17 protein-coding genes and 1 pseudogene are annotated in these 23,392 nt (G+C 60.6%); 12 read left to right on the top strand and 6 right to left on the bottom strand.

All coding sequences use genetic code 11. The annotated features are described in order from the left end of the window. Positions 1-664: 664 nt before the first annotated feature. Together FH061_RS28930 and FH061_RS28925 are read right to left on the bottom strand one after the other, a co-directional pair. On the bottom strand, positions 665-1,210 hold the full coding sequence (locus FH061_RS28930) for an acyloxyacyl hydrolase (protein WP_151639301.1): 546 nt from the start codon (positions 1,208-1,210) through the stop codon (positions 665-667). Between the two features lie 118 nt (positions 1,211-1,328). Beyond that, positions 1,329-2,219, bottom strand: coding sequence for an SMP-30/gluconolactonase/LRE family protein (locus tag FH061_RS28925; protein WP_151639300.1), 891 nt, complete (start codon positions 2,217-2,219; stop codon positions 1,329-1,331). A 95-nt stretch (positions 2,220-2,314) separates the two neighbouring features. Between FH061_RS28925 and FH061_RS28920 the strand changes: the two genes are divergently transcribed. From FH061_RS28920 to FH061_RS28910, 3 genes are all read left to right on the top strand, one after another. Next, positions 2,315-3,199 carry an NAD(P)-dependent oxidoreductase gene (locus tag FH061_RS28920; RefSeq protein WP_404822525.1) on the top strand — a complete coding sequence of 295 codons (885 nt, stop codon included), beginning with the start codon at positions 2,315-2,317 and terminating at the stop codon, positions 3,197-3,199. Between the two features lie 330 nt (positions 3,200-3,529). Further along, positions 3,530-5,302: an ABC transporter ATP-binding protein/permease gene (locus FH061_RS28915; protein ID WP_151639299.1), complete on the top strand. Its 1,773-nt coding sequence runs from the start codon at positions 3,530-3,532 to the stop codon at positions 5,300-5,302. Between the two features lie 63 nt (positions 5,303-5,365). Next, positions 5,366-6,196 carry a DUF3047 domain-containing protein gene (locus FH061_RS28910; protein WP_151639298.1) on the top strand — a complete coding sequence of 277 codons (831 nt, stop codon included), beginning with the start codon at positions 5,366-5,368 and terminating at the stop codon, positions 6,194-6,196. Here the strand turns inward: FH061_RS28910 and FH061_RS28905 are convergent. Together FH061_RS28905 and FH061_RS28900 are read right to left on the bottom strand one after the other, a co-directional pair. Further along, positions 6,173-7,201: a DUF2891 domain-containing protein gene (locus FH061_RS28905; RefSeq protein WP_225984957.1), complete on the bottom strand. Its 1,029-nt coding sequence runs from the start codon at positions 7,199-7,201 to the stop codon at positions 6,173-6,175. The genes FH061_RS28910 and FH061_RS28905 overlap by 24 nt on opposite strands. A gap of 24 nt (positions 7,202-7,225) precedes the next feature. After that, entirely contained in the window at positions 7,226-8,419 is a 1,194-nt protein-coding gene (locus tag FH061_RS28900) for a M20 aminoacylase family protein (protein ID WP_151639297.1), read from the bottom strand. A gap of 277 nt (positions 8,420-8,696) precedes the next feature. On the opposite strand from FH061_RS28900, the gene FH061_RS28895 reads away from it, so the two are divergent. From FH061_RS28895 to FH061_RS28885, 3 genes are all read left to right on the top strand, one after another. Continuing rightward, a complete protein-coding gene (locus FH061_RS28895) occupies positions 8,697-10,769 on the top strand; it encodes a molybdopterin-containing oxidoreductase family protein (RefSeq protein WP_151639296.1) in 2,073 nt (690 codons plus the stop codon). 3 nt (positions 10,770-10,772) lie between these two features. Further along, on the top strand, positions 10,773-11,870 hold the full coding sequence (locus tag FH061_RS28890; RefSeq protein ID WP_151639295.1) for an aminopeptidase: 1,098 nt from the start codon (positions 10,773-10,775) through the stop codon (positions 11,868-11,870). A 439-nt stretch (positions 11,871-12,309) separates the two neighbouring features. After that, a complete protein-coding gene (locus FH061_RS28885; protein ID WP_151639294.1) occupies positions 12,310-13,992 on the top strand; it encodes a long-chain fatty acid--CoA ligase in 1,683 nt (560 codons plus the stop codon). Positions 13,993-14,108: 116 nt separating this feature from the next. On the opposite strand, the gene FH061_RS28880 is transcribed toward FH061_RS28885, so the two are convergent. Both FH061_RS28880 and FH061_RS28875 read right to left on the bottom strand, forming a co-directional pair. Next, positions 14,109-15,692, bottom strand: a complete 1,584-nt coding sequence (locus FH061_RS28880; RefSeq protein ID WP_151639293.1) for an alkaline phosphatase D family protein — start codon at positions 15,690-15,692, stop codon at positions 14,109-14,111. 46 nt (positions 15,693-15,738) lie between these two features. Then, entirely contained in the window at positions 15,739-16,149 is a 411-nt protein-coding gene (locus tag FH061_RS28875) for an acyl-CoA thioesterase (protein WP_151639292.1), read from the bottom strand. A gap of 128 nt (positions 16,150-16,277) precedes the next feature. On the opposite strand from FH061_RS28875, the gene FH061_RS28870 reads away from it, so the two are divergent. The 6 genes and pseudogenes from FH061_RS28870 to FH061_RS28845 form a co-directional block, all read left to right on the top strand. Further along, positions 16,278-18,137, top strand: coding sequence for an ABCB family ABC transporter ATP-binding protein/permease (locus tag FH061_RS28870; RefSeq protein WP_151639291.1), 1,860 nt, complete (start codon positions 16,278-16,280; stop codon positions 18,135-18,137). 76 nt (positions 18,138-18,213) lie between these two features. Next, positions 18,214-19,179, top strand: coding sequence for a LysR family transcriptional regulator (locus FH061_RS28865; RefSeq protein ID WP_151639290.1), 966 nt, complete (start codon positions 18,214-18,216; stop codon positions 19,177-19,179). Between the two features lie 280 nt (positions 19,180-19,459). Beyond that, entirely contained in the window at positions 19,460-20,746 is a 1,287-nt protein-coding gene (locus FH061_RS28860) for a Glu/Leu/Phe/Val family dehydrogenase (protein ID WP_151639289.1), read from the top strand. A gap of 129 nt (positions 20,747-20,875) precedes the next feature. Then, positions 20,876-21,835 (top strand): amino acid ABC transporter substrate-binding protein, encoded by a 960-nt coding sequence (locus tag FH061_RS28855; RefSeq protein ID WP_151639288.1) that lies wholly within the window; start codon positions 20,876-20,878, stop codon positions 21,833-21,835. A 231-nt stretch (positions 21,836-22,066) separates the two neighbouring features. Continuing rightward, complete coding sequence (locus FH061_RS28850; RefSeq protein ID WP_151639287.1) at positions 22,067-22,972, top strand: transporter substrate-binding domain-containing protein; 906 nt, start codon at positions 22,067-22,069, stop codon at positions 22,970-22,972. A 253-nt stretch (positions 22,973-23,225) separates the two neighbouring features. Then, positions 23,226-23,392: pseudogene (locus tag FH061_RS28845) on the top strand (amino acid ABC transporter permease); the annotation flags it as partial.

Genomic DNA, 23,392 nt, shown 5'->3' with positions numbered 1-23,392 from the left:
CTTTGCGCCGATGATAGTGCTGCAACCAGTGTGAAAGTAGGTCATCGTCAGGCTAGTTCTACCGCATCAGCCCTGCCTCCTTACGGACGCAGGGCTGTTTGCTTTGCGCGTGCGCAATGCATGCCGCATAGGGTGCAGCAATCGACATGCTTGGCGTGTCTGCCATGAGGACTGTCGCTGACATGGCGATACGCCGATTCCGCGTGTTCGGTGACGCCATCCTGTATGGATACAATGCCAGGTAAGCTGTCCAAGCTGCTCGTTGTACCCGGTTTCCCGGCGATTGATTCTTTTGCCGGTGCAGCAGGCACGGAAGATGCGAAGATCGTACTGCAAGCAAAATCGCAAGACCATAGCTGCTCTACCTCATTCCGGTCCTTGTTGAAAATTGGCCGCCTCTCTCAACATATCCATTTCGCTTGCCCTGCAGCAGAGACTGAAAAACAAAGAGCAATGTGGCAGATAAAGTTGCTCTATTCTTACAGCCGGTCGTCTCGGTAAAGCTTGACCGTTTTCCTTTGTCCGCAACGGGATAGAAGCTATCAATACAAGCACGTGTCGGGAGGGGAATGTGGCGAAGGGTTTCGCAGGATGAAGAACTGCCTTTTAGGACATTTAAAAGCCTGCATCGCGCAGGCTTTTTTCATGCAGAGTATGTCTCTGCTTAAAAGGAATAAGTTGCGCTCAGCACGGCAAAATTGGCGCCATCATTTGGTTGCTTGATGCTGCCATTGGAAAAGTGCTGAATCTTCAGGCCGATGTCCAGGTTGTTTCTGAAGACATATCCGACGCCGATATGGTCGCCGAACTGGAAGTGGGTTGAAAACTGGCGATCGTTGTTGTCGTAAATGTCGCTCAGATAATGTGCCCCGATGCCCGCCTCGACATACCAGCCTTTAAGGCTGTCATTCTGGAAGCGAAATACCGGAGTGAAGCCAACATCCACAAAATCCTGCTTGTTGCCTGGTATGTTGCGATAGCGGTTGCCGCGCCATTGTGACAGCGTCAGATCCCAGTAGCCTCCAATGTGAGTGCCATTGGATTGCCACCATTTTGAATCCCACTTCCATTGAAGGCCAACGCGCGCAAGCTTGGTCTTGTTTCCCGAGCCGAACTCCAATGAAGCACTGTCAACCGCATAAGCCGCCTGCGCACCTCCCAGGGATGCAAGCGCCGCGAGCACAACCGCCAATGATCTTTTCTTATTCATTCTTAGCCTCTTCTGTAAAAGGGATTGCGTAGTCAGATTGTTTGCAGAGTGAAATCGCAAACATTGTGGCAGATGTTGCTGGGACATGCTCGCAAGCAATGCAACGCGTCACCCCTGTTTACGGCAGGTACGCATGTTCCGGCAAACCGGCAACCTCGGTCTCCATCGCGAGTACACAACCTGACAGTGGATAACGGGCGAGTTCTTCCGGCGGGCGCTTGTGGCTTACCGTCGTGATGTACAAGGTGCGAAGCTGAGGGCCGCCGAAGGCAACCATCGTTGGACAACGCACCGGCAGTTCAATTTCTCTTATTGTCTCGCCCGATGGTGACAGTCTGAGCAATCGGCCGCCTTCATACATCGCGCACCAGTAAGCTCCTTCGCTATCCACCGCCGCGCCATCCGGTCGGCCGCCATAGTTCGCCGACTTATCGGAAGAAAATTCCCTGAACAACTTTCCCTTTCCCACCGAACCGGTGGACACATCGTAGTCATATGCCGTGATGCGATGCGCAGTCGTGTCGGCATGGTAAAGGGTACGGTAGTCAGGACTGAAGGCTACGCCGTTGGAAACAGTGACCGGATGAGACACATCGCGAATGTTGCCGCGCTCGATGCAGAACAGCGAACCGCCTTGCCTGTCCCGCGGATCGTACAGCGTTCCGGCCCATAAACGTCCGTGCGCATCACAACGGCCGTCATTGAAGCGCACCGCCGAAGGATCATAAGGCGGTGCGGCAAGCATGTCCAAGGCGCCGCTTGCCGGATCAAGCATGGCAATGCCCGAGCGCATTGCCACAAGAATCTGTCCATCCTTGCTATAGGCAATGCAGCCCGGCTCCGACGGCAGGCTCCATTTGTGATGGGCGGCATTATGAGGATGGAACCGGTGCACCGCCTGACCGGCGATATCGATCCAGTACAACGCGGATTCCACGGGATGCCAGAGCGGCGATTCGCCAAGCAGCATCGGCGTGTCGAGTATGGGGCGAATGACGTTCGTCGACATGGAATTCGTTTTTTTGAGATGATGAGGCACCATTATGCATTAACCAGACATGACGTTAGGAGACGACTGTGAGCAGTATCGCATCACCACAAAAGATCGCTTTTCTTGGAATAGGTTTGATGGGCAAGCCCATGGCAATGCGTTTGCTCAATGCAGGACATGCGCTGACTGCCTGGAACCGTACGCGGGCAAAAGCGGAGGCACTCGCTGTTTCCGGCGCCCTCGTAACGGATGACATTGCCACCGCTGTCAGGGAAGCCGATCTGGTTATTACCATGCTGGAAGCGGGGCCAATCGTGCGTGACGTGCTGGAACAGGCTTACGACTCCTTGAAACCCGGAGCGCTGGTGATCGACATGAGTTCGACGCGGCAGTCCGAGGCGCAGGAGTTTCACCAGCAATTGAGTGGGCGGGGCATCGGCTTCATTGACGCTCCGGTATCCGGCGGCGTGTTGGGAGCCGAAGCCGGAACGCTGGCCATCATGGCAGGGGGAAGCGAAGAGCATTACCTGCGCGCCGAACCCGTATTAAGCATACTCGGCCGCCCGACCCGCGTCGGTCCAGCAGGCTGCGGGCAGATTGCCAAGCTTTGCAACCAGTTGATTGTCGGCGGCACGCTATGCATCGTCGCGGAAGCGCTGATGCTGGCCCAGGCCGGCGGCGCCGATCCGTCCGCCGTACGCGCGGCCATTCGCGGCGGTTTCGCGGAAAGCCGGATACTGGATGTGCACGGACAGCGAATGCTTGAGCGGAACTTCATGCCCGGCGGCCAGGTAAAGAGCCAGGCCAAGGACCTGGAGAACGCCCTGGTCGCCGCTGCCGCCGGCGGACTCAGCTTGCCGGTCACGCAATTGCTGACCGATTTGTACCGCAGCATCCTTGACCTGGCCCCCAACGCGGATCAGGCCGCAGCCTTGCTTGCGATAGAGCGGCTGAACCCAGGAATACGCGTAGGGCAAGCACCGGATCAACTTCCCTGATGAAGCCCGCCTCGGCAGCGAGCCGGCAGCGCATGTGAGCCGGGTATGGCGCCGTGACGGTGAGGGCGCCATACGCCACATGCACCATCGATGCAGATCCCCCGCGCATTGACTGAACCAAGGCGGCTTTCCGAGCATGCCTGGCGATACCGCCTGCGGCTGCCGTTCAAGCTCGCGGCATTGAAACCGGTTGCTTGACTGCCGTATCAATGACGCCTTCGTCTTGCCAGCCGGCTCCTGTCGAACGCGGATTGCGGTGGGACATCACCCTGTGCAAAATAATGGCCCAAGCTTCGTCGTTCCATCCACCATTGTTCGTGATACCGCTCTATGACCATAAAGCCCCGTGAACGCACCGACTGGCGCGCCGTCTGGCAACTGATCAAGCCCTATTGGAGCTCGGAGGAGAAGTGGAAGGCGCGCGGCCTGCTGGCTGCTGTCGTTGCACTTGCGTTGGGAATGGTCTATCTCGACGTGCAGTTCAATGCCTGGAACAGGGATTTCTACAATGCCCTGGAAAACAAGGACTTTCCGGAATTCCGCGAACAGTTATGGCGATTTTCCTACCTGGCCTTCATCTATATCGCCGTCGCGATTTATCGCGTCTACCTGATGCAGGCGCTGGAAATCCGATGGCGCGGCTGGATGACCCGTCAGTACCTTGATGAATGGCTGGCCAATCAGGCGTTCTACCGGATCGAGCAGACACGCTCGGCCGACAACCCCGATCAGCGCATTGCCGAAGACCTGCAGTTCCTCACCAATGGCTCGCTGACCCTGTCGCTCGGCTTGCTGTCCAGCGTGGTTTCGCTGGCGTCCTTCGTCGGCATCCTGTGGTCGGTAAGCGGACCGCTGTCATTCATGCTGAGTGGGCAGCAGGTCACCATCCCGGGCTACATGGTCTGGTTTGCCATTGCCTATGCCGGCATAGGCTCATTGATGGTGCTGTGGATCGGCAGGCCGCTGGTCTTCCAGAATTTCAATCAGCAGCGCTTCGAAGCGGACTTCCGTTTCGGATTGATCCGCATCCGGGAGCATGCGGAAGCGGTCGCGCTGTACCGCGGCGAGCAGCAGGAGAAAACCCAGCTCGGCAACCGCTTCCAGCAGATCTGGCAAAACTGGTGGACCATCATGCGCACCACCAAGCGTCTCAATGTCGCTTCGAATTTCTACGCCCAGTTCGCCGTCATCTTTCCTTTCCTGGTCGGCGCGCCGCGCTACTTTTCCGGGGCCATCACCCTTGGCGGCCTGATGCAGATCAGCTCGGCATTCGGTCATGTGCAGGAGGCGCTTTCCTGGTTCATCAATGCCTTCAGCCAGCTCGCGAGCTGGAAGGCCAGCGTCAATCGCCTTGCGGGCTTCCATGCCGCCGTCATCGCCGCGCGTGACCAGGAATCCGGAATCCCGGTGACCCGCAACAACGTGGGAGCAATTCTTCTTGATGACGTCAGGCTCAATCTGCCGAACGGCGTCCCGTTGACGGCGGCGCTGACTACCGACATCCGCGAGTCCCAGCGTATCCTCGTCAGCGGACCGTCGGGCTGCGGCAAGTCCACGCTGTTCCGCGCGATTGCCGGCATCTGGCCGTATGGCAGCGGCAGCATCGAGGTGCCCAACGAAGCCAGACTGCTGTTCCTGCCGCAGCGCGGCTACCTGCCGATCGGCACGCTGCGGGCAGCCATTTCCTATCCTGCGCCGGAGACCGCGTACAAGGAGCTGGCGGTGCAGCACTATCTGCAGCTGTGCAAGCTGCCGCATCTGGCCGACAAGCTCGATGAGCCCGACAACTGGAGCCAGCGCCTGTCTCCCGGCGAACAGCAGCGCCTTGCCTTCGTGCGTGCCTTGCTGGCCAAGCCGCAGTATCTGTTTCTCGACGAAGCCACCAGCGCGCTTGATCCCGATACCGAGGAGCGGATGTATGCCTTGCTGCTGCAGGAACTGCCGCAAGCCAGCATCATCAGCATCGCGCATCGACCGGCTGTTGCGAAATACCATCAGATCCATTGGCAGTTTGTTCATGCCGGCCGAAGCGCAGAACAGTTAGCAGACGCTACGCAGCAACAAAACTATACAATCCAGCCATCCCGGCTGGTCGTCCAATGAACGAGCCCCGAACGGCGGCATTGCGAGCGGCACCCTGATGAGCGACATCGCGCCAACACTCTCATGAAACGACTTCTTGTTCCTCTTGCTCTTTCGCTAACGCTGGCCGGTTGCGCGCAGCAGCCCAAAATCGCAGGGGGCGCAATGCCGGCGGCAACCGCTGCCGTGGCGAATGGCCAGGATGAGGTCAAGCTCTTCTCCGCCAATCCCGCCGGTGGACTGCCTCATGGCTGGGAGCCGCTGATCCTGCTGCGTACAAAGAACCAGACGCATTACAAGCTGGTAAGCAAGGAGGACCGCACCGTGTTGCATGCGCGTGCGGAAAAGGCATCATCGGGGCTGATGCAAAAGGTGGACATTGATCCCGCAGCGAATCCCTGGCTCCACTGGCAATGGAAAATCGCCGACCTGATCCACAGCGCCGACAACACTCACCATGCCACCGAGGATTCGCCGGTGCGCATCATTCTCGGCTTCGATGGTGACAAGGACACGCTGCCGTTTGCCGACCAGATCCTGTTCGAGACCGCCAGGGTCATGACCGGTTATGAGTTTCCCTATGCCACCCTGATGTACATATGGGAGAACAAGGTGCCGGTCGGTACGATCATCCGCAGCAACCACAGCAGCCGGATCAAGATGATGGTCGCCGCGCGCGGCAAGAACGGCATCGGCGAGTGGCAAACCTTCACCCGCAACATCGTCGAAGACTATGAAAAAGCGTTCGGGGAAAAACCGGGCAAGCTGATCGGCGTCGGCGTGCTGACCGACACCGACAATACCGGCGAAGCCGTGGAAGCGTGGTATGGCGATATCCGCCTCATGCGCGAGCGCGGCATGCTGGCGGCCGGCGAGAGAAAGGCATCGCCGCTAGTCGTCGGTCAAGGCGAGTAAGGCAAAGCTGGCCAGCCAGTGCGTGCCGGCGTAGTCGCCACCGCTGGCCTGGGGCAGCGACGCTGACAAGTGCGCGTCAATGGCAACAGCGACTGACTGCCGCAGCGCCACAGGCAGTTGCGGTGCCAGGCGTTTCCAGCACCAGGCGCGCGCCAGGTTCAATCCGTCGAGATGAGCCAGCTTCGGATCGCTGCGGTCGCTCACGGCGACCGGCGTCAACCATGTCAGCAGATCCTCCCGCGCCGGGCAAAACACTTCCCACCAGTCCGCATAGCTGCAGCCGTCGATCACCCGCTGCATCAATACCGCCTCCAGCAAGCCGCCCGACAGGAAATCCTCGCCGCCGGGTTCGTACCGCGCCGGATAACGGCGGTCCCGGCCGAACCATTGGTTGGCCTTGGCGGCGATCAGCTTGCGCAGGGCGATATGCTGGATCCTTTCCGCATGATCCAGCGCGAACAGCAGGCCGAATGCGCTGTTGGCATGCGTGCCCGCCCGGACCGGGTAATCCGCCAGGGGCAGGTAGTGCAGATAGCGTTCCGTGATCACATCCGCCAGCGGTTGCAGCGCGTCGCGCCATGAACCGGCCTGCAGATCCGCTTCAGCCAAAAGCATCAGCTCCGTCTGCAGCTTGAGCAGCCATGCCCAGCCATAGGTGCGTTCGAAGGATTGCCGTGCCGGATGGCTCAGGTAGGCCGCTTCCGCAGCGATATTGGCCGGCGTGAAATGCAGGTCGAACAGTTCGCGGATGCGCGGCGCCTCGCTCAAGCCTGGAGCAAGGCGCAGGAGCCGCGCGAGCAGCCAGTGCATGTGCACGCTGGAGTGCCAGTCATAGCTGCCGTAAAACGCGGGATGCATGATGCGCGGCGACTGCCATTCGCCGGAGACCATCAGCAGGTGATCGATCTTGTGCGGCAATTCCCGAACGAGATTCGCAAGGGCGACGCGCGCGAACGATGCCGCATGCATGTCGAGCGTAAACGAGCCGGGGGTGTCTGTTTTCATTGCGTGCATTCCCTGCTGCGGGCCTCAGGCGGCGCGCAGGTAGGACTCCGCCAGACGGACCCAGTAAGTCGCGCCCAGGGGCAGGAGTTCGTCATTGAAGTCGTAGCTCGGGTTGTGCAGGTTGCAGGGACCGAGGCCGTGGCCGTGCATCCGGTGGTTTCCCTCGCCGTTGCCGATGAAGACATAGCATCCCGGCTTTTCCTGCAGCATGAAGGCGAAATCCTCGGCGCCCATCGTCGGCTCCACCTGCGTATCGACGTTGTCGTCGCCGACGACCGATTTCAGGACATCGATCGCAAACGCGGTTTCCTTCGCGTGGTTGATCAGCGGGGGATAGTTGCGATGGAAGCGGAAGTCGATCGTGCTGTCGAATGCGGCGGCCGTATGCTCGGCGACCGACCGCATGCGGCTTTCCATCAGGTCGAGCACGCCGGTGGAGAAGGTGCGCACCGTGCCGATCAGCGTGGCTTCATCCGGGATGATGTTGGTTGCGCTGCCGGCATGGATTTGCGTGATCGACAGCACGGCCGCATCCAGCGGATTCTTGTTGCGGCTGACGATGGTTTGCCAGCTTTGGGCGATCTGTATCGCCACCATGATCGGATCGATGCCCTTGTGCGGCTGCGCCGCATGCGCGCCGCGTCCCTTGACGACCACTTCGAATTCATTCGAAGACGCCATCATCGGCCCCGGTGTCACGCCGAAAGTGCCGACCTTGACCCCCGGCCAGTTGTGCATGCCGAATACCGCTTCCATCGGGCACTTCTCGAACAGGCCGTCATCCATCATGCGCCTGGCGCCGCCGCCGCCTTCTTCGGCGGGCTGGAAAATCAAATAGACCGTGCCGTCGAAATTGCGGTGCCTGGACAGGTAATGCGCGGCGCCCAGCAGCATCGCCACGTGGCCGTCATGGCCGCATGCATGCATCTTGCCCTTGTGCCGGGAGGTATGAGGAAAGGAATTGATTTCCTGCACCGGCAAGGCGTCCATGTCGGCGCGCAGTCCGATGGCGCGCGCGCCGGAGCCATTCTTGAGGATGCCCACCACGCCGGTCACGCCCATGCCCCGCAGGACGGGAATGCCCCATTCGGTCAGTTTTGCGGCAATCAGGTCGGCGGTGCGCTGCTCCTCGAAGCAGAGTTCGGGATGGGCGTGGATGTCGCGCCGGATCTGCTGCAGTTCGGACTGGAATGCGACGATCGGATCAATCAGGTTCATGCTGTTCTCCGGAATCCGCCACGCAGGTCATTCATGGTTGTTGCCTGCGGTTAAGCGAGATTTTCTATCCTCGATATATTACTCTGAAGCTTTCGCAGTTATTCTAGCGACTGTGACCGGAGACGTGCGCGCCCGCATTCAAAGCGACGTCTGCGGAATTTGCAAATCGACAAGAGCAATAAACCAAGAACACAAGAGACGCGGTCTTGCACCCCGAGAACCGGCCCGATGAACCCGACACGCCTCCATCAGGGACGTGTCCGATCTGGAATATCTGATGACAACATCCATCGTACGCGCTACCTGCCCCCATGACTGTCCCGATACCTGTGCACTGCTGGTTACCGTCGAAGACGGCGTTGCCACCCAGGTGCGCGGCGATCCGGATCATCCGACCACCGCCGGCGTGCTGTGCACCAAGGTATCGCGCTATACCGAGCGCACTTACCACAAGGACCGGCTGCTGCATCCGATGAAGCGGGTCGGGCGCAAGGGCGAGGGCCGCTTCGAACGGATATCCTGGGACCAGGCGCTCGACACCATTGCCGCAAGGCTCAAAGCCATCGCGGCGCGCGATGCCCAAGCCATCCTTCCCTACAGCTATGCCGGCACGATGGGACTGGTGCAGGGCGAATCGATGGCTTCGCGCTTCTTCAACAAGCTGGGCGCCTCGCTGCTCGACCGCACGATCTGCGCATCGGCCGGCGGAGCGGGTTACAAATACACCATGGGCGCCCGTATCGGCACCGATGTCGAGCAGTTCCAGAATGCCAGGCTCATCCTGATCTGGGGCGGCAATCCGATTGCTTCCAATCTTCATTTCTGGATGCGCGCGCAGGAAGCCAAGCGGCGCGGCGCCAAGCTCATCGCCATCGATCCCTATCGCTCGCTGACGGCGGAGAAATGCCATCAGCACATTGCCCTGCTGCCCGGCACCGATGCCGCGCTCGCGCTCGGCATGATGCATGTGCTGATCAGGGAGAATCTGGTGGACGAGGACTATATCGCCCGCTATACGCACGGCTACGATGCGCTCAGGGAGCGCGCGGCGGAATGGACGCCGCAGCGCACTGCCGAGACCTGCGGCATCAGCGTCGAGGAAGTCGAGCAGCTGGCGCGCGATTACGGCGCGCTGGCAAGGCAGGGCGAGCCGGTGGCCATCCGCATCAACTACGGCCTGCAGCGGGTGCGCGGCGGCGGCATGGCGGTGCGCAACATCACCTGCCTGCCGGCGCTGGTCGGCGCATGGCGGCACGCGGCCGGCGGCGTGCAGCTGTCTTCGTCGGATACCTTCCCGAAAAACAGCGCGGCATTGCAGCGGCCCGATTTGCTGAAGAAGCAAGTCCGCACGCTCAACATGAGCACGATCGGCGATGCCTTGCTGGAGGAAGCTTCCGCGGAATTCGGACCGAAAGTCGAAGCCGTGATCGTGTACAACTCCAACCCGGTGGCGGTGGCTCCCGAGTCGCCGAAAGTGGCGCGCGGCTTTGCGCGCGAGGACCTGTTCACCGTCGTGCTCGAGCATTTCCAGACCGATACCGCGGACCATGCCGATATCCTGCTGCCGGCAACCACGCAGCTGGAGCACACCGACATCCATGCCACCTATGGACATCTGTACATGATGGCGAACAATCCGGCGATTGCGCCGCTGGGCGAAGCTAAGCCGAATACCGAGATCTTCCGCCTGCTGGCGCAGCGCATGGGCTTCGACGACGCCTGCTTTTACGAGAGCGATGACGAACTTGCGGCACAGGCCTTCAACGCCAAGGATGCGCGCGCGATTCACTTCGACTGGGATTCCCTCAAGCGCAAGGGATGGCAAAAGCTCAACGCGCCTGACGCGCCGTTCGCCGAAGGCGGGTTTGCAACGCCGTCCGGCAAGTGCGAGTTCTACAGCGAACGCATGAAGGCCGATGGTCTTGATCCCTTGCCAAGCTATATTCCTCCCTATGAATCGCGGGCCAGCAATCCCGAGTTGGCAAAGCGATATCCGCTGGCAATGATTTCTCCGCCGGCAAGGAACTTTCTTAACAGCACCTTCGTCAATGTGCAGAGTCTGCGTGATACGGAAGGTGAACCGCACCTCGACATGCATCCGGTCGACGCCGCGCAGCGCGGCATCGAGGAGGGCAATCAGGTGCGCATCTTCAATGACCGCGGATCATTCATCGCAAAGGTGCGCGTGACCGACAAGGCGCGCGAAGGACTGGTGGTGGGCTTGTCCATCTGGTGGCGGAAGTTTGCCGCCGATGGCAAGAATGCCAATGAAGTGACCAGCCAGCGCCTGACCGACATGGGCAACGCGCCCACGTTCTACGACGTGCTGGTGCAGGTAGAGAAAGTATAGGAAATGATAAAGAAGTGGCGGGTATTGGCATGCGGCGGCGTCATTGCCATCATGGCGGGATGTGCGCAGATCGGGTATTTCGCGCAGGCGGCCCATGGACAATTCTCGCTGCTGTCGGAGGCGCGTCCGATCGATGACTGGATCGCCAGTCCCGGCACCGAAGACAAGCTCAAGACCAAGCTGGCGCGCGTCAAGGAGATCCGCGCATTCGCCGCGCGCGAACTCGGCCTGCCGGACAATGACAGCTACACCACCTACGCCGACCTGAAGCGTCCGTTCGTCATGTGGAACATCGTCGCCACGCCGGAACTGTCGCTCAAGCCGATGGAGTGGTGCTTCCCGATCGCGGGCTGCGTCAAGTACCGCGGCTATTACAGCAAGGAAGATGCTCAGGCCTATGCGGCCGAACTGCGCGCGGCGAAGTTCGATGTCGAGATCTCCGGCGTGCCCGCCTATTCGACGCTCGGCTGGTTCAAGGATCCGGTGCTGTCGACCTTCATCCAGTACCCCGACGGCGAACTCGCCCGCCTGGTGTTCCATGAACTGGCGCACCAGGTCGTGTACGTGCCCGGCGATTCGCAGTTCAACGAATCCTTCGCGGTGGCGGTGGAGGAGGCCGGTGTCGAACGCTGGCTGGAAAAGCATGGCGACGAAAAAACCCGCAAGGCCTATGTCGCCTACGAAGGCCGCAAGCGCGACTTCCTCGCCTTGCTGCTCAGGCATCGCAAGGCGCTCAACGCCAATTACGAACGCGATGTCAGCGACGAGATCAAGCGCAAGGAAAAGGCGGCGATCTTCCAGGCGCTCAAGGATGACTATCAGGTGCTCAAGGAAAGCTGGGGCGGTTATGCCGGCTACGATCGCTGGTTCGCGGAGCCGCTGTCGAATGCCCATCTGTCGGCGATTGCAACCTATCATGACTTCGTGCCGGGTTTCCGCGCCATCCTGGCAAGGCAGAAAGACCTTGGCAAGTTCTACGCGGCCGTGCGTGCGCTGTCTTCCCTCGGCAAGGAAGAGCGGCACCGCGAACTGGCCAGCCTTGGCCTCAGCACGCCGGTTACGGCAGGAAATGGAAATAACGTCGAGATAGCGGCGCACTGATTACGCTTCTAGAGCGGTTTCGCCTTGACCGGCCTAGTTGAGGCCGAGGCAGATTGCTGCTGGAACAAGGCGTGACGACGCGACATGGCCAGCCATGGCAAGGAGTCACAACGCAGTGCCAGCGGCAATCTGTCCGGGATCGACAGGCAGGTCAAGGCGAAACCGCTCTAGCAGCGACAGGTTCCATCCAATAAGAAAAGCGGCCTTTCATGGCCGCTTTTTTGCGTGTATTGTTCATGGGCAGCAAGGCGTATTTATTGACCATTCTGGTTTGTATTGTTGCGATGCAAAAGATCGGACAGCTAGAAGGATGCTTCGGAACCCATTAAAAGACTTGCATGTATGCGCGCCGACCGATAGCATCTATGCCGAGAAAAAGAACCGGTCGTGCTATTTTTTGCGACATCCCATCCTTCCATAAAAAGACAAGAGGCAGACAATGGAAAAGCTTTGGCTAAAGTCTTATCCTGCGGGCGTTCCTGCGGAAATCGATTACACACAATACCGCTCGCTGGTGCATCTGCTTGAAGAGTCCTTCCAGAAGTTTGCATCCCGCAACGCCTACGTATGCATGGACAAGTTCATGACGTATGCGGAGCTCGACCAGCTGTCCACCCGTGTCGGCGCCTGGCTGCAGGGGCAGGGCCTGAAGAAGGGCGCCCGGGTCGCCATCATGATGCCCAACGTGCTGCAGTATCCGGTGGCGATTGCCGGCGTCCTGCGCGCGGGCTATTGCGTGGTCAATGTCAATCCGCTGTACACGCCGCGCGAACTCGAGCACCAGCTCAACGACTCCGGCGCCGAAGCCATCATCATCCTGGAAAACTTCGCCACCACGCTGGAACAGGTGATCGGCAAGACCAAGGTCAAGCATGTGGTGGTGGCCAGCATGGGAGAAATGCTGGGAGGCGTCAAAGGCGCGCTCGTCAATTTCGTGGTGCGCAATGTCAAGAAGATGGTGCCCGCCTTCTCGCTGCCCAATGCGATCCGCTTCAAGCAAGTCCTGTCGGAGGGGGCCCGCCAGCAGCTCAAGCCGGTGGAACTCGGCCATGACGATCTCGCCTTCCTGCAATACACCGGCGGCACCACCGGCGTGTCGAAGGGCGCCACGCTGACCCATCGCTGCGTGATCGCCAATGTGCTGCAGAATGATGCCTGGGCCCAGCCCGCGCTGCAGCAGGAGCCGAAGATCGATCCGCTGACCATCGTCTGCGCGCTGCCGCTGTATCACATCTTTGCGCTGACCGCCTGCATGCTGATGGGCACGCGCTGGGGCGCGATGAATATCCTGATCCCGAATCCGCGCGATATCCCGGGCTTCATCAAGGAACTGTCCAAGCACAAGTTCAACCTGCTGCCGGCGGTGAACACGCTGTACAACGGCCTGCTCAACAATCCGGAATTCGCCAAGCTCGACTTCTCCAGCCTGAAGATCTGCAACGGCGGCGGCATGGCGGTGCAGAAGGCGGTCAACGACAAATGGCTCAAGGTCACCGGCTGCCCGATCGTCGAAGGCTACGGCCTGTCGGAGACATCGCCGACCGCCACCTGCAATCCGGCGACGTCCGACGAATTCTCCGGCACCATCGGCCTGCCCATCCCGGGCACCGAAATCGCCATCCTCGACGATGCCGGCAATCCGGTGCCGCTCGGCGAGGCAGGGGAAATCGCGATCCGCGGCCCGCAGGTCATGGCCGGCTACTGGAACCGTCCTGACGAAACCGCCAAGGTCATGACGCCGGACGGCTACTTCAAGTCGGGCGATATCGGCGTGATGGACCAGCGCGGCTTCGTCAAGATCGTGGACCGCAAGAAGGACATGATTCTGGTGTCGGGCTTCAATGTCTATCCGAACGAGATCGAAGGCGTCGTTGCCGCGCATCCCGGCGTGCTGGAATGCGCCTGCATCGGCGTGCCCGATGCGAACTCCGGCGAAGCGGTCAAGCTCTTCGTCGTGCGCAAGGATCCCTCGCTGACAGTCGATGAGCTGATGAATTATTGCAAGGAGCAATTCACGGCCTACAAGAAGCCCAAGTACATCGAGTTCAGGGACGATCTGCCCAAGACCAATGTCGGCAAGATCCTGCGCCGCGAACTGCGCGATGAAAAGACGGCCGCCTGATCGGAAAACGATTTGATGGTCCGGCGGTCCGGCGATCCGGCGATCCGGCGATCCGGCGATCCGGCGATCCGGCAAACAAAAAACCGCCTGCAGTGCAGGCGGTTTTTTTATGGCCGTCACGCCTTCTGCAGCTGCGGCCGCCCTTCCTCGACGATGAAGCTTGCCACCGTGGCCACGCCGGATTCCGCGGTCCGGACATCGTCGAGCGCCTGAAAGCGCGTGACGATGCGCGCCGGCTTGACATCCAGCATCATGTAGCCGCGCCGGTCGCTGCGCCCGTATTGGATGTGGGGGTTATCGGCGACGTAACGGTCGGTGCGCGACTGCGGCCGGGAATTGGAAGTCACCGAAGTGCCGCAGAACTCGGTGGCAATCAATGGATTGTCCTTCGATGCGCGCTGGTTGAAATCGGCGCGCAACTCCGCCGCATAAAAGGTATGCACATCGCCCGACAGCACGACCGGGTTGCTCAGGTCATGCTTGCGCATGCTGTCGAGCAGTCGGCGCCGCGCCGCCGGATAGCCGTCCCAGCCGTCGTTCCAGAAGCGGCCGCCATCGTCGTTCTCGACGGGAATCTGGGAGCACTGCGCCATCAGGGTTTGCTGGCCGACCAGGTTCCATGCCGCCTTCGATGCGGCGAAGCCTTCGTACAGCCATTGCTCCTGTGCCGCGCCCAGCAGGGTGCGCTCCGGCGCTGTCCTTTCCGCGCAGGCTGCGGCTATCGATGTCGATCCTCCGCGTCCGGGCTGCTGGCAGGCGTGATACGAGCGGTACTGGCGATCGTCGAGCAGATGGAATTGCGCAAGCCGTCCCCATTCGAGACGGTCATAGATGCGCATCTGCGCAAAGCGCTGCGGCCCTGCGGGCAAGGCATGCAGGCGCACCGGCATGTGTTCGTAGAACGCCTGGTATGCGGCGGCGCGACGCGCCATGAAGTTCGGATCAAGCCGCTCGTCGCGGTCATTGCCGTAATCATTGGACACCTCGTGGTCGTCCCAGGTCACGATCCAGGGCGCGGCGTGATGCGAGGCTTGCAGATGCGGATCGGATTTGTACTGCGCGTAGCGCGCCCGGTATTGATCGAGCGTCACGCTTTCATTGCTGCGCCGGCGCGGCGCAGCCGGATGCGCGAGCGCATATTCGCCCCATTCGTAGATGTAATCGCCGAGGAAGGCGACCAGGTCGGGAGCTTCCGCGGCAATGTGACGGTGGGCGGCATACTGGCCGAAGTCCCAGTGCTGGCAGGACGCCACGGCGAGCTTCAGTGAGGACGCCATGGTATCGGCCGCCGGCGCGGTGCGGGTCCGGCCGATCGGGCTGATCGCGTCGCCGAGCATGAAGCGGTACCAGTACCAGCGGTCCGGCTTGAGCCCGCCGGCATCCACATGCACGCTATGCGCGAGTTCGGGCAGGGCGGTGGCGCTGCCCCTGGCGGCGATCTGCCTGAAGCCTTCGTCCTCCGCAACCTCCCATCGAACGGCGTAGGGCTGGCTGCCGGATGACTGCGCATCGAGCGGGTCGGGCAGGATGCGTGTCCACAGGACGACGCTGGCAGCCAGCGGCGCCCCCGAGGCGACTCCCAGGCTGAACGGATAGCGGGCGGTCCGGCTCAGTGCCGTGGAAGGGAAGGCTGCGGACAAGGCGGCAAGGGACAGCAGGCGCGCCGAATGGGAAAGAAACTGTCTGCGTTCGAATCGCATGGGAAGACGTGCTGAATGTCAGGCCCGGTCCATGCCGGGCAAGGCGTCATTCATCCGCGAGGGGCGGAATCGTGCGGCGCTGGCGGTTTTCGTCGGTGGCGACATAGGTCAGCGTCGCTTCCGTCACTTTCACGATTTCCACTTGCAGCCGGTTGCGTTCGGCATAGACTTCGACGTTCACCGTGATCGAGGTATTGCCAACCTTCACGATGTCGGCATAGAAGGAAAGCAGGTCGCCAACGAACACCGGCTGCTTGAAGACGAAGGAGTTGACGGCCACCGTGGCTACCCGGCCGTTGGCGCGGCGCACCGCCGGCAGCGATCCGGCGATGTCGACCTGCGCCATGATCCAGCCGCCGAATACGTCGCCGTGGACGTTGGCATCCGCCGGCATCGGCATCACGCGCAACTGCGGCATCTTGCCTGGCGGCAGGCTGGTTTGGAGTGTATTTGTCATTGTGTTTCCCCTGTGAGTCCTCAACTGATGTCAACTGGTATCAACCGATATCAACCGATGCAGAGCAAGGCTCTAAGCTAAAATCATCGAAGCCAGAGCATAAACCATTCCACTGAAACATTTATTTCATGCGCCGTTCCCCTGTCTCATCCCCCGAGCCGCCCGCCAACGATGGCACCCGCAATGACTGGGGTACGCTCAAGACCCTGTTTCCCTATCTGTGGGCCTACAAGTGGAGGGTATTGCTTGCACTGACCTTCCTCATCGGCGCCAAGCTCGCCAACGTCGGCGTGCCGCTGGTGCTCAAGGAACTGGTCGACAGCATGACCGTCAGCCCCGACCGGCCCGAAACCATGCTGGTCTTGCCGGTAGGCATTCTGATTGCTTACGGCGTATTGCGCCTGTGCACCACCATGTTCACCGAACTGCGGGAGTTCGTGTTCGCCAAGGTCACGCAAAGCGCGGTCAGGACGATTGCATTGCAGGTATTCCGGCACCTGCATTCGCTGTCGCTGCGCTTTCACCTGAACCGGCAGACCGGCGGCATGACGCGCGACATAGAGCGCGGCTCGCGAGGCATTTCCTCGCTGGTGTCCTATACCCTGTACAGCATTCTGCCGACGCTGGTGGAAATCACGCTGGTCATCGGTTATCTGATCCTGCATTACGACATCTGGTTCGCCGTGATCACGATCACGGCCCTGCTGGTGTATGTCGGCTTCACGGTGGCGGTCACCGAATGGCGCACCAACTTCCGGCGCACGATGAACGATCTCGACTCCAAGGCCAATATCCGCGCCATCGATTCGCTGATCAACTATGAAACCGTCAAGTATTTCGGCAACGAGGAATACGAGGCGCGCCGCTACGATCAGAGCATGCAGAACTGGGAGACGGCGGCGGTCAAGTCCCAGACTTCCCTTTCCATCCTCAATACCGGGCAGTCGCTGATCATCGCGACCGCCGTGACGCTCATTCTCTGGCGTGCGACGCAGGGCGTCATCGACGGCACGATGTCGCTGGGCGACCTGGTGCTGGTCAATGCCTTCATGATCCAGCTGTATGTGCCGCTCAACTTTCTCGGCGTGATCTATCGCGAAATCAAGCAGAGCCTGGCCGACATGGAGCGGCTGTTCAAGCTGCTCGACCAGCATCGCGAAGTGGCCGACGTGCCGGATGCGAAACCGCTGGCCATCCGCGGCGCCGAAGTGGAATTCTCGCATGTGGACTTCAGCTATGAAGCCAAGCGCCAGATCCTGTTCGACGTCGACTTCACGATTCCCGCGGGCACCACGACCGCCGTCGTCGGCCACAGCGGCTCCGGCAAGTCCACGCTGTCGCGCCTGCTGTTCCGCTTCTACGACATCAATGCCGGCAGCATCAGCATCGATGGCCAGGATCTGCGCAACATCACCCAGACTTCGCTGCGCAAGGCGATCGGCATCGTGCCGCAGGATACGGTGCTGTTCAATGACACCATCGAATACAACATCGCCTACGGCAAGCCCGATGCCAGCAGGGAGGAAATCGTCGCGGCGGCGAAGGCAGCCTACATCCATGACTTCATCGAGAGCCTGCCGGACGGCTACAAGAGCATGGTGGGCGAACGCGGGCTGAAGCTGTCGGGCGGCGAAAAGCAGCGCGTGGCGATTGCCCGCACCCTGCTAAAGAATCCGGCGATCCTGATTTTCGACGAGGCCACATCGGCGCTCGACTCGCGCGCCGAGCAAGCCATCCAGGCGCAGCTCAAGGAGATCGCCAGGGACAGAACCACGCTGGTCATCGCGCATCGCTTGTCCACCATTGCGGATGCTTCGCAGATCCTGGTGCTCGATCACGGCCGCATCATCGAACGCGGCACCCATGCCCAGCTGCTGGCGCAGAACGGCGCCTATGCGCAGATGTGGGAACGCCAGCAGGCGCGCCAGGAAATCGGTACGTCGTCACCCGGCGCGAACGACCGGGATGCCGAGCCGGCGGTGGCATAGGCCGCTTTCGGGCCGAAAATCGGATTGAAGCCGCGCCGGCTTTGCTTCCGCCGGAGAACCCGACTACCATATCGCCATGGAAACCAAATGGCTGGAAGACTTCATTTCATTGGCGGAAACCGGCAGCTTCAGCCGGTCGGCTGAACTGCGCCACGTGACCCAGCCTGCATTCTCCAGACGCATCCAGTCGCTGGAAGCCTGGCTGGGCGCCGACCTGATCGACCGCACCTCCTATCCGACCCGGCTCACCCATGCCGGCGAAGTGTTCTACGAACAAGCGCTCGAAATGCTGGGGCAGATCAACAATGCCCGCGCCCTGCTGCGCGGCAAGCGTCCAACCGCATACACCACCGTCGATTTCGCCGTGCCGCACACGCTCTCGCTGACCTTCATGCCGAAATGGATCAGCGAGCTCAAGCAGGACTTCGGCATGCTCAACAGCCGGCTCATCGCGCTCAATGTCCATGATGCGGTCATGACGATGGTGGAGGGCGGCTGCGACCTTCTGCTGTGCTATCACCATCCGCGCCAGCCGGTGCAGCTCGATGCCAGCCGCTATGACATGCTCACGCTGGGCAACGAGACGCTGCGCGCCTATGCGCGCTGCGACAGGACCGGCATTCCGCAACTGCAGCTCCCTGGCACGGAGAAATCCCCGCTGCCGTTTCTCTCCTACACCAGCAATGCCTATCTCGGCCGCATGGTCGACCTTCTGCTCGCGGACGCCGAACGGCCGCTTCACCTCGAAAAATGCTATGAAACCGACATGGCCGAGGGCTTGAAGATGATGGCGCTCGAAGGCCATGGGATTGCCTTTCTTCCCGAATCGGCAGTGGTGCGCGAGGTCAAGCAGAAGCACCTGGCGCGTGCCGACGGCGGCCGGCCCGACTGGGAACTGAGCATGGAAATCCGCCTCTATCGCGAGCGGCCCTCGGCCCAGCGCCCCGGCAAGCCGGTCGTCGCCCGCCTCTGGGACTACCTCCTTGGACACAGCGAGAAGAAGCCGCGGCCGCGCAAGGCCAAGGCGGCTTCCACTTATTGATCCTACCTGAAAAATGCTGCATTTTTCGGATCGCTGATCTCCCGCTCCATCATCTCTGGGAGAGGGCCAGGGTGAGGAATCCGGTCCAACCTGTTGTCGGGCCGGATCTATGACTGGGCCGATCCGACCCTGTTTGCGGCGGCGCAAACCTTATGTTTTTCATGCATAGTTGCATGCTTACAAAGCATTGGATCGCGCTGATGTGTTGCACTAGCATGCCTTCCTGTAACGTCATTTTGCGCAGCGATGGCTGCCTGAACCCACAAGGAGCAGTAGCACCATGTCCACTCAGCATGAAGTCCCGTCCTACCTGACACAAAAAGAGATCGGTCCCTGGGGCGTCTATCTCGAACAGATCGACCGCGTCACGCCTTACCTCGGCACGCTGGCGCGCTGGGTCGAAACCCTCAAGCGCCCCAAGCGCATTCTTGTCGTCGACGTGCCGATCGAGCGCGATGACGGCAGCATCGCCCACTTCGAAGGCTACCGCGTCCAGCACAATACTTCGCGCGGCCCCGGCAAGGGCGGCGTGCGCTTCCACCAGGACGTGACGCTGTCGGAAGTCATGGCGCTGTCGGCCTGGATGACCGTCAAGAACGCGGCGGTGAACGTACCCTACGGCGGCGCCAAGGGCGGCATCCGCGTCGATCCCAAGACCTTGTCCATCGGTGAACTGCAGCGCATGACGCGCCGCTATACCAGCGAAATCAACATCATCATCGGTCCCAACAAGGACATCCCCGCGCCGGACGTCAACACCAATGAGCAAGTCATGGCATGGATGATGGACACTTACTCGATGAACCAGGGCAGCACCGCCTCCGGCGTCGTTACCGGCAAGCCGATCTCGCTCGGCGGCAGCCTGGGCCGGCGCGAAGCCACCGGCCGCGGCGTCTATGTGGTCGGCTGCGAGGCCGCCGCCAAGCGCGGACTCGACATCAAGGGCGCCAAGGTCGCGGTACAGGGTTTCGGCAATGTGGGCGGCATCGCAGCGCGCCTGTTCGCCGAAGCGGGCGCCAAGGTCGTCGCGGTGCAGGACCATATTTCCACCATCGTCTGCGACACCGGCCTGGATGTCGCCGCGCTGCAGGCCCATGTCACCCAGCACGGCAGCGTTGCCGGCTTTGGCGGAGGCGATGCCGTCAATGACCGCAGCCGCTTCTGGGAGGTCGACTGCGATATCCTGATTCCCGCCGCGCTGGAACAGCAGATCACCGAAGCCAATGCCGACAAGATCCGCGCCAAGATCATTCTGGAAGGCGCCAACGGTCCGACCACGCCTGGCGCCGACGATATCCTGCACGACAAGGGCGTGCTGGTCGTGCCCGATGTGATTGCCAATGCCGGCGGCGTGACGGTGAGTTACTTCGAGTGGGTGCAGGATTTCTCCAGCTTCTTCTGGACCGAGGACGAGATCAACCAGCGACTCACCCGCATCATGCGCGAAGCATTTGGCGCGGTCTGGACACTGGCGCAGGAGAAAAACGTATCATTGCGGACTGCCGCATTTATCGTTGCCTGCACCAGAGTATTGCAGGCACGGGAAATGCGAGGGCTGTACCCCTGATTTTCCGGATGCACTGAAAACTGGCAAGCTGCCGGCGATGCACCGGCGGCTGCCATGCCAGGAGCGGCCGTGTTCAATGAACGCCGGCCGGCCTGCGCGCTGTCCCTGCCGGCATGAGATGGAGACCTTATGCTCGACTTCACGACCACAAGTCGCAAAAGTCACACGGTTCGCAAGGTTCGCGAGGCTCGCGCGGCTCGCATCGGTAAAGCCGCGCTGGCGGCGTCATGCTGCCTGCTTGCCGCATCCGCACCCGTGCATGCCGGTACCGATACGCTGTCCAGGATACGCGACAGCCGCACGATCACGATCGCGCACCGCGAAGCGTCGGTGCCGTTTTCCTACCTGGACGACAGCAAGAAGCCGATCGGCTATGCCATGGATCTTTGCCTGAAGATCGCCGATTCGGTGCGCCGCGAACTCAAGCTTGACCGTCTCAACATCGAATACCTTGCGGTGACGTCATCGAACCGCATACCGGCGATTGTCGACGGCAAGGCCGATCTCGAATGCGGCTCCACCACCAACAATGCCGAACGGCGCAAGCAGGTCGCCTTCACCATCCCCCATTTCATCGCCGCCGCCCGCATGGTGGTGCGCACCGATTCCGGCATCACCAACTGGGCCGATCTCAAAGGCAAGCAGGTCGTTACCACCAAGGGCACCACCACCATGAAGCTGCTGACCGACCGCGACAAGGTGCGGGCGCTCGGACTGAAACTGATCGAGGGCCGCGATCATGCCGAATCGTTTGCCATGGTGGAGAAGGGACAAGCCGCGGCTTTCCCGATGGATGATGTCCTGCTGTACGGTCTGCGCGCCGGCTCGTCGCGCCCCGAACACTTCGTGGTAGTCGGCGATGCCCTGTCGGCAGAGCCTTACGCGATCATGATGCGCAAGGACGATCCGGCATTCAAGGCCGTGGTTGACCGGGAAATGGGTCGCCTGATCCACGACGGCGACATCTACAAGCTGTACGACAAGTGGTTCAAGCATCCGATTCCACCGAAAGGCCAGGCCATGAATATGCCGATGGGACATCTGCTGCGCGACACCTTCCGCTTTCCTACGGATAAAGTCGGTGATTAGTTGGTGATTAGCCGGCGATTGACGCCGCAGGATAGAAGGGCATGATGCGCGAGATCCTCCCCCTATCCGTATAAATACGTATTGCGTGCAATTCAAAACAAAGCCATGTTCGGAAAACATGCTATTGCCATATGGAGCCGCCGGGAGACACTGCTTCGGGATCATTGGAAATCATGTTTTATATGCATAGCTTTTGGTACACTAACTTGCTAACTTTTTCCTGGAGATAAAATGAAACTAGCAAAACTGATCGCTGTCATGATCGGCGCAGGAGTTATCGCGGGAGCCGCGCAGGCGCAGGAAAGCCCTACGCTCAAGAAAATCAAGGATAGCGGCACCATCACCCTCGGTGTGCGTGACTCTTCCATTCCCTTTTCCTATCTGGACGACAAGCAGTCCTACCAGGGCTACTCGATCGACCTGTGCATGAAAGCCGTCACGGCCATCCAGAAACATCTCGGCCTGACCCAGCTCAACGTCAAGATGAACCCGGTGACCTCGGCCACCCGCATCCCGCTGATGGCCAACGGCACCATCGACCTGGAGTGCGGTTCGACCACCAACAACGTCGAGCGCCAGAAGCAGGTCGCCTTCGCGCCGACCACCTTCGTGTCGGGCAACCGCCTGCTGGCCAAGAAGACTTCCAACATCAGTTCCATCAACGACCTCAAGGGCAAGACCCTGGTGTCGACCGCCGGCACCACCTCGATGCGCCAGGTGACGGCGCTCAATACCGAGAAGAATCTGGGCATGAACATTCTCTCGGCGAAGGACCATGCCGAAGGTTTCCTGATGGTGGAGACCGGCCGCGCCGTGGCCTTCCTGATGGACGACATCCTGCTGGCTTCGCTGGCCGCGACGTCCAAGTCGCCGGGCGACTACACGATCACCAAGGATGCGCTGCAGCTTGAGCCCTACGGCATCATGATGCGCCGCGACGATCCAGGCTTCAAGAAAGTGGTCGACGATGCGATCACCGGCGTGTTCAAGTCCGGCGAGATCAACCGCATCTATGCGAAGTGGTTCCAGTCGCCGATTCCGCCCAAGGGCGTGAACCTGAACTGGCCGATGGGCGACCAGCTGAAGAAGGTGATTGCCAAGCCGACCGATTCCGGTGAGCCGGCTGCCTATCAGTAAAATCCAGTGGCAGCAGGGCAGGCAGCATTCGCCGGAATGGCGTCGCAGCCTGTCCGGCGAATGCAGTGCAGGTTCAAAGCGGGAAGCAGATGCTTCCCGCTTTTGCAAAGCGCTATCAAAAGGCGCTATGAATGAATATGAATAAACGTGCTGTCAAAAGGCACTATTAATGTGAAGCATCAGGCGACGGTCAGGCAATGAATTCCCTTGCCCGATCTGCATTGGCAACACGCGCAACGCATAAGGGCAAGCTATGAACTACAACTGGAACTGGCGCATCTTCTGGGAGCCGTCGCCCGATGCGGTCGGCACCTACATGGACACGCTGCTGTCGGGCCTGTACTGGACCCTGGCCACCGCCTTGCTGGCCTGGATCATGGCCCTGATCCTCGGCGCCATCATCGGCACCCTGCGCACCCT

The sequence above is a fragment of the Noviherbaspirillum aerium genome (assembly GCF_008929045.1).
In the GTDB taxonomy this organism is placed as follows: domain Bacteria; phylum Pseudomonadota; class Gammaproteobacteria; order Burkholderiales; family Burkholderiaceae_D; genus Noviherbaspirillum; species Noviherbaspirillum aerium.
The sequence above is the reverse complement of the archived record's forward strand: the minus strand, read 5'-3'. Positions and strand labels throughout refer to the sequence as shown.

Bases quoted from the DNA above. Each gene is read 5' to 3' on its own strand.
- FH061_RS28930 (WP_151639301.1), bottom strand. From the start codon at position 1,210: ATGAATAAGAAAAGATCATTGGCGGTTGTGCTCGCGGCGCTTGCATCC.
- FH061_RS28925 (WP_151639300.1), bottom strand. From the start codon at position 2,219: ATGTCGACGAACGTCATTCGCCCCATACTCGACACGCCGATGCTGCTT.
- FH061_RS28915 (WP_151639299.1), top strand. From the start codon at position 3,530: ATGACCATAAAGCCCCGTGAACGCACCGACTGGCGCGCCGTCTGGCAA.
- FH061_RS28910 (WP_151639298.1), top strand. From the start codon at position 5,366: ATGAAACGACTTCTTGTTCCTCTTGCTCTTTCGCTAACGCTGGCCGGT.
- FH061_RS28905 (WP_225984957.1), bottom strand. From the start codon at position 7,201: ATGAAAACAGACACCCCCGGCTCGTTTACGCTCGACATGCATGCGGCA.
- FH061_RS28900 (WP_151639297.1), bottom strand. From the start codon at position 8,419: ATGAACCTGATTGATCCGATCGTCGCATTCCAGTCCGAACTGCAGCAG.
- FH061_RS28895 (WP_151639296.1), top strand. From the start codon at position 8,697: ATGACAACATCCATCGTACGCGCTACCTGCCCCCATGACTGTCCCGAT.
- FH061_RS28890 (WP_151639295.1), top strand. From the start codon at position 10,773: ATGATAAAGAAGTGGCGGGTATTGGCATGCGGCGGCGTCATTGCCATC.
- FH061_RS28885 (WP_151639294.1), top strand. From the start codon at position 12,310: ATGGAAAAGCTTTGGCTAAAGTCTTATCCTGCGGGCGTTCCTGCGGAA.
- FH061_RS28880 (WP_151639293.1), bottom strand. From the start codon at position 15,692: ATGCGATTCGAACGCAGACAGTTTCTTTCCCATTCGGCGCGCCTGCTG.
- FH061_RS28875 (WP_151639292.1), bottom strand. From the start codon at position 16,149: ATGACAAATACACTCCAAACCAGCCTGCCGCCAGGCAAGATGCCGCAG.
- FH061_RS28870 (WP_151639291.1), top strand. From the start codon at position 16,278: ATGCGCCGTTCCCCTGTCTCATCCCCCGAGCCGCCCGCCAACGATGGC.
- FH061_RS28865 (WP_151639290.1), top strand. From the start codon at position 18,214: ATGGAAACCAAATGGCTGGAAGACTTCATTTCATTGGCGGAAACCGGC.
- FH061_RS28860 (WP_151639289.1), top strand. From the start codon at position 19,460: ATGTCCACTCAGCATGAAGTCCCGTCCTACCTGACACAAAAAGAGATC.
- FH061_RS28855 (WP_151639288.1), top strand. From the start codon at position 20,876: ATGCTCGACTTCACGACCACAAGTCGCAAAAGTCACACGGTTCGCAAG.
- FH061_RS28850 (WP_151639287.1), top strand. From the start codon at position 22,067: ATGAAACTAGCAAAACTGATCGCTGTCATGATCGGCGCAGGAGTTATC.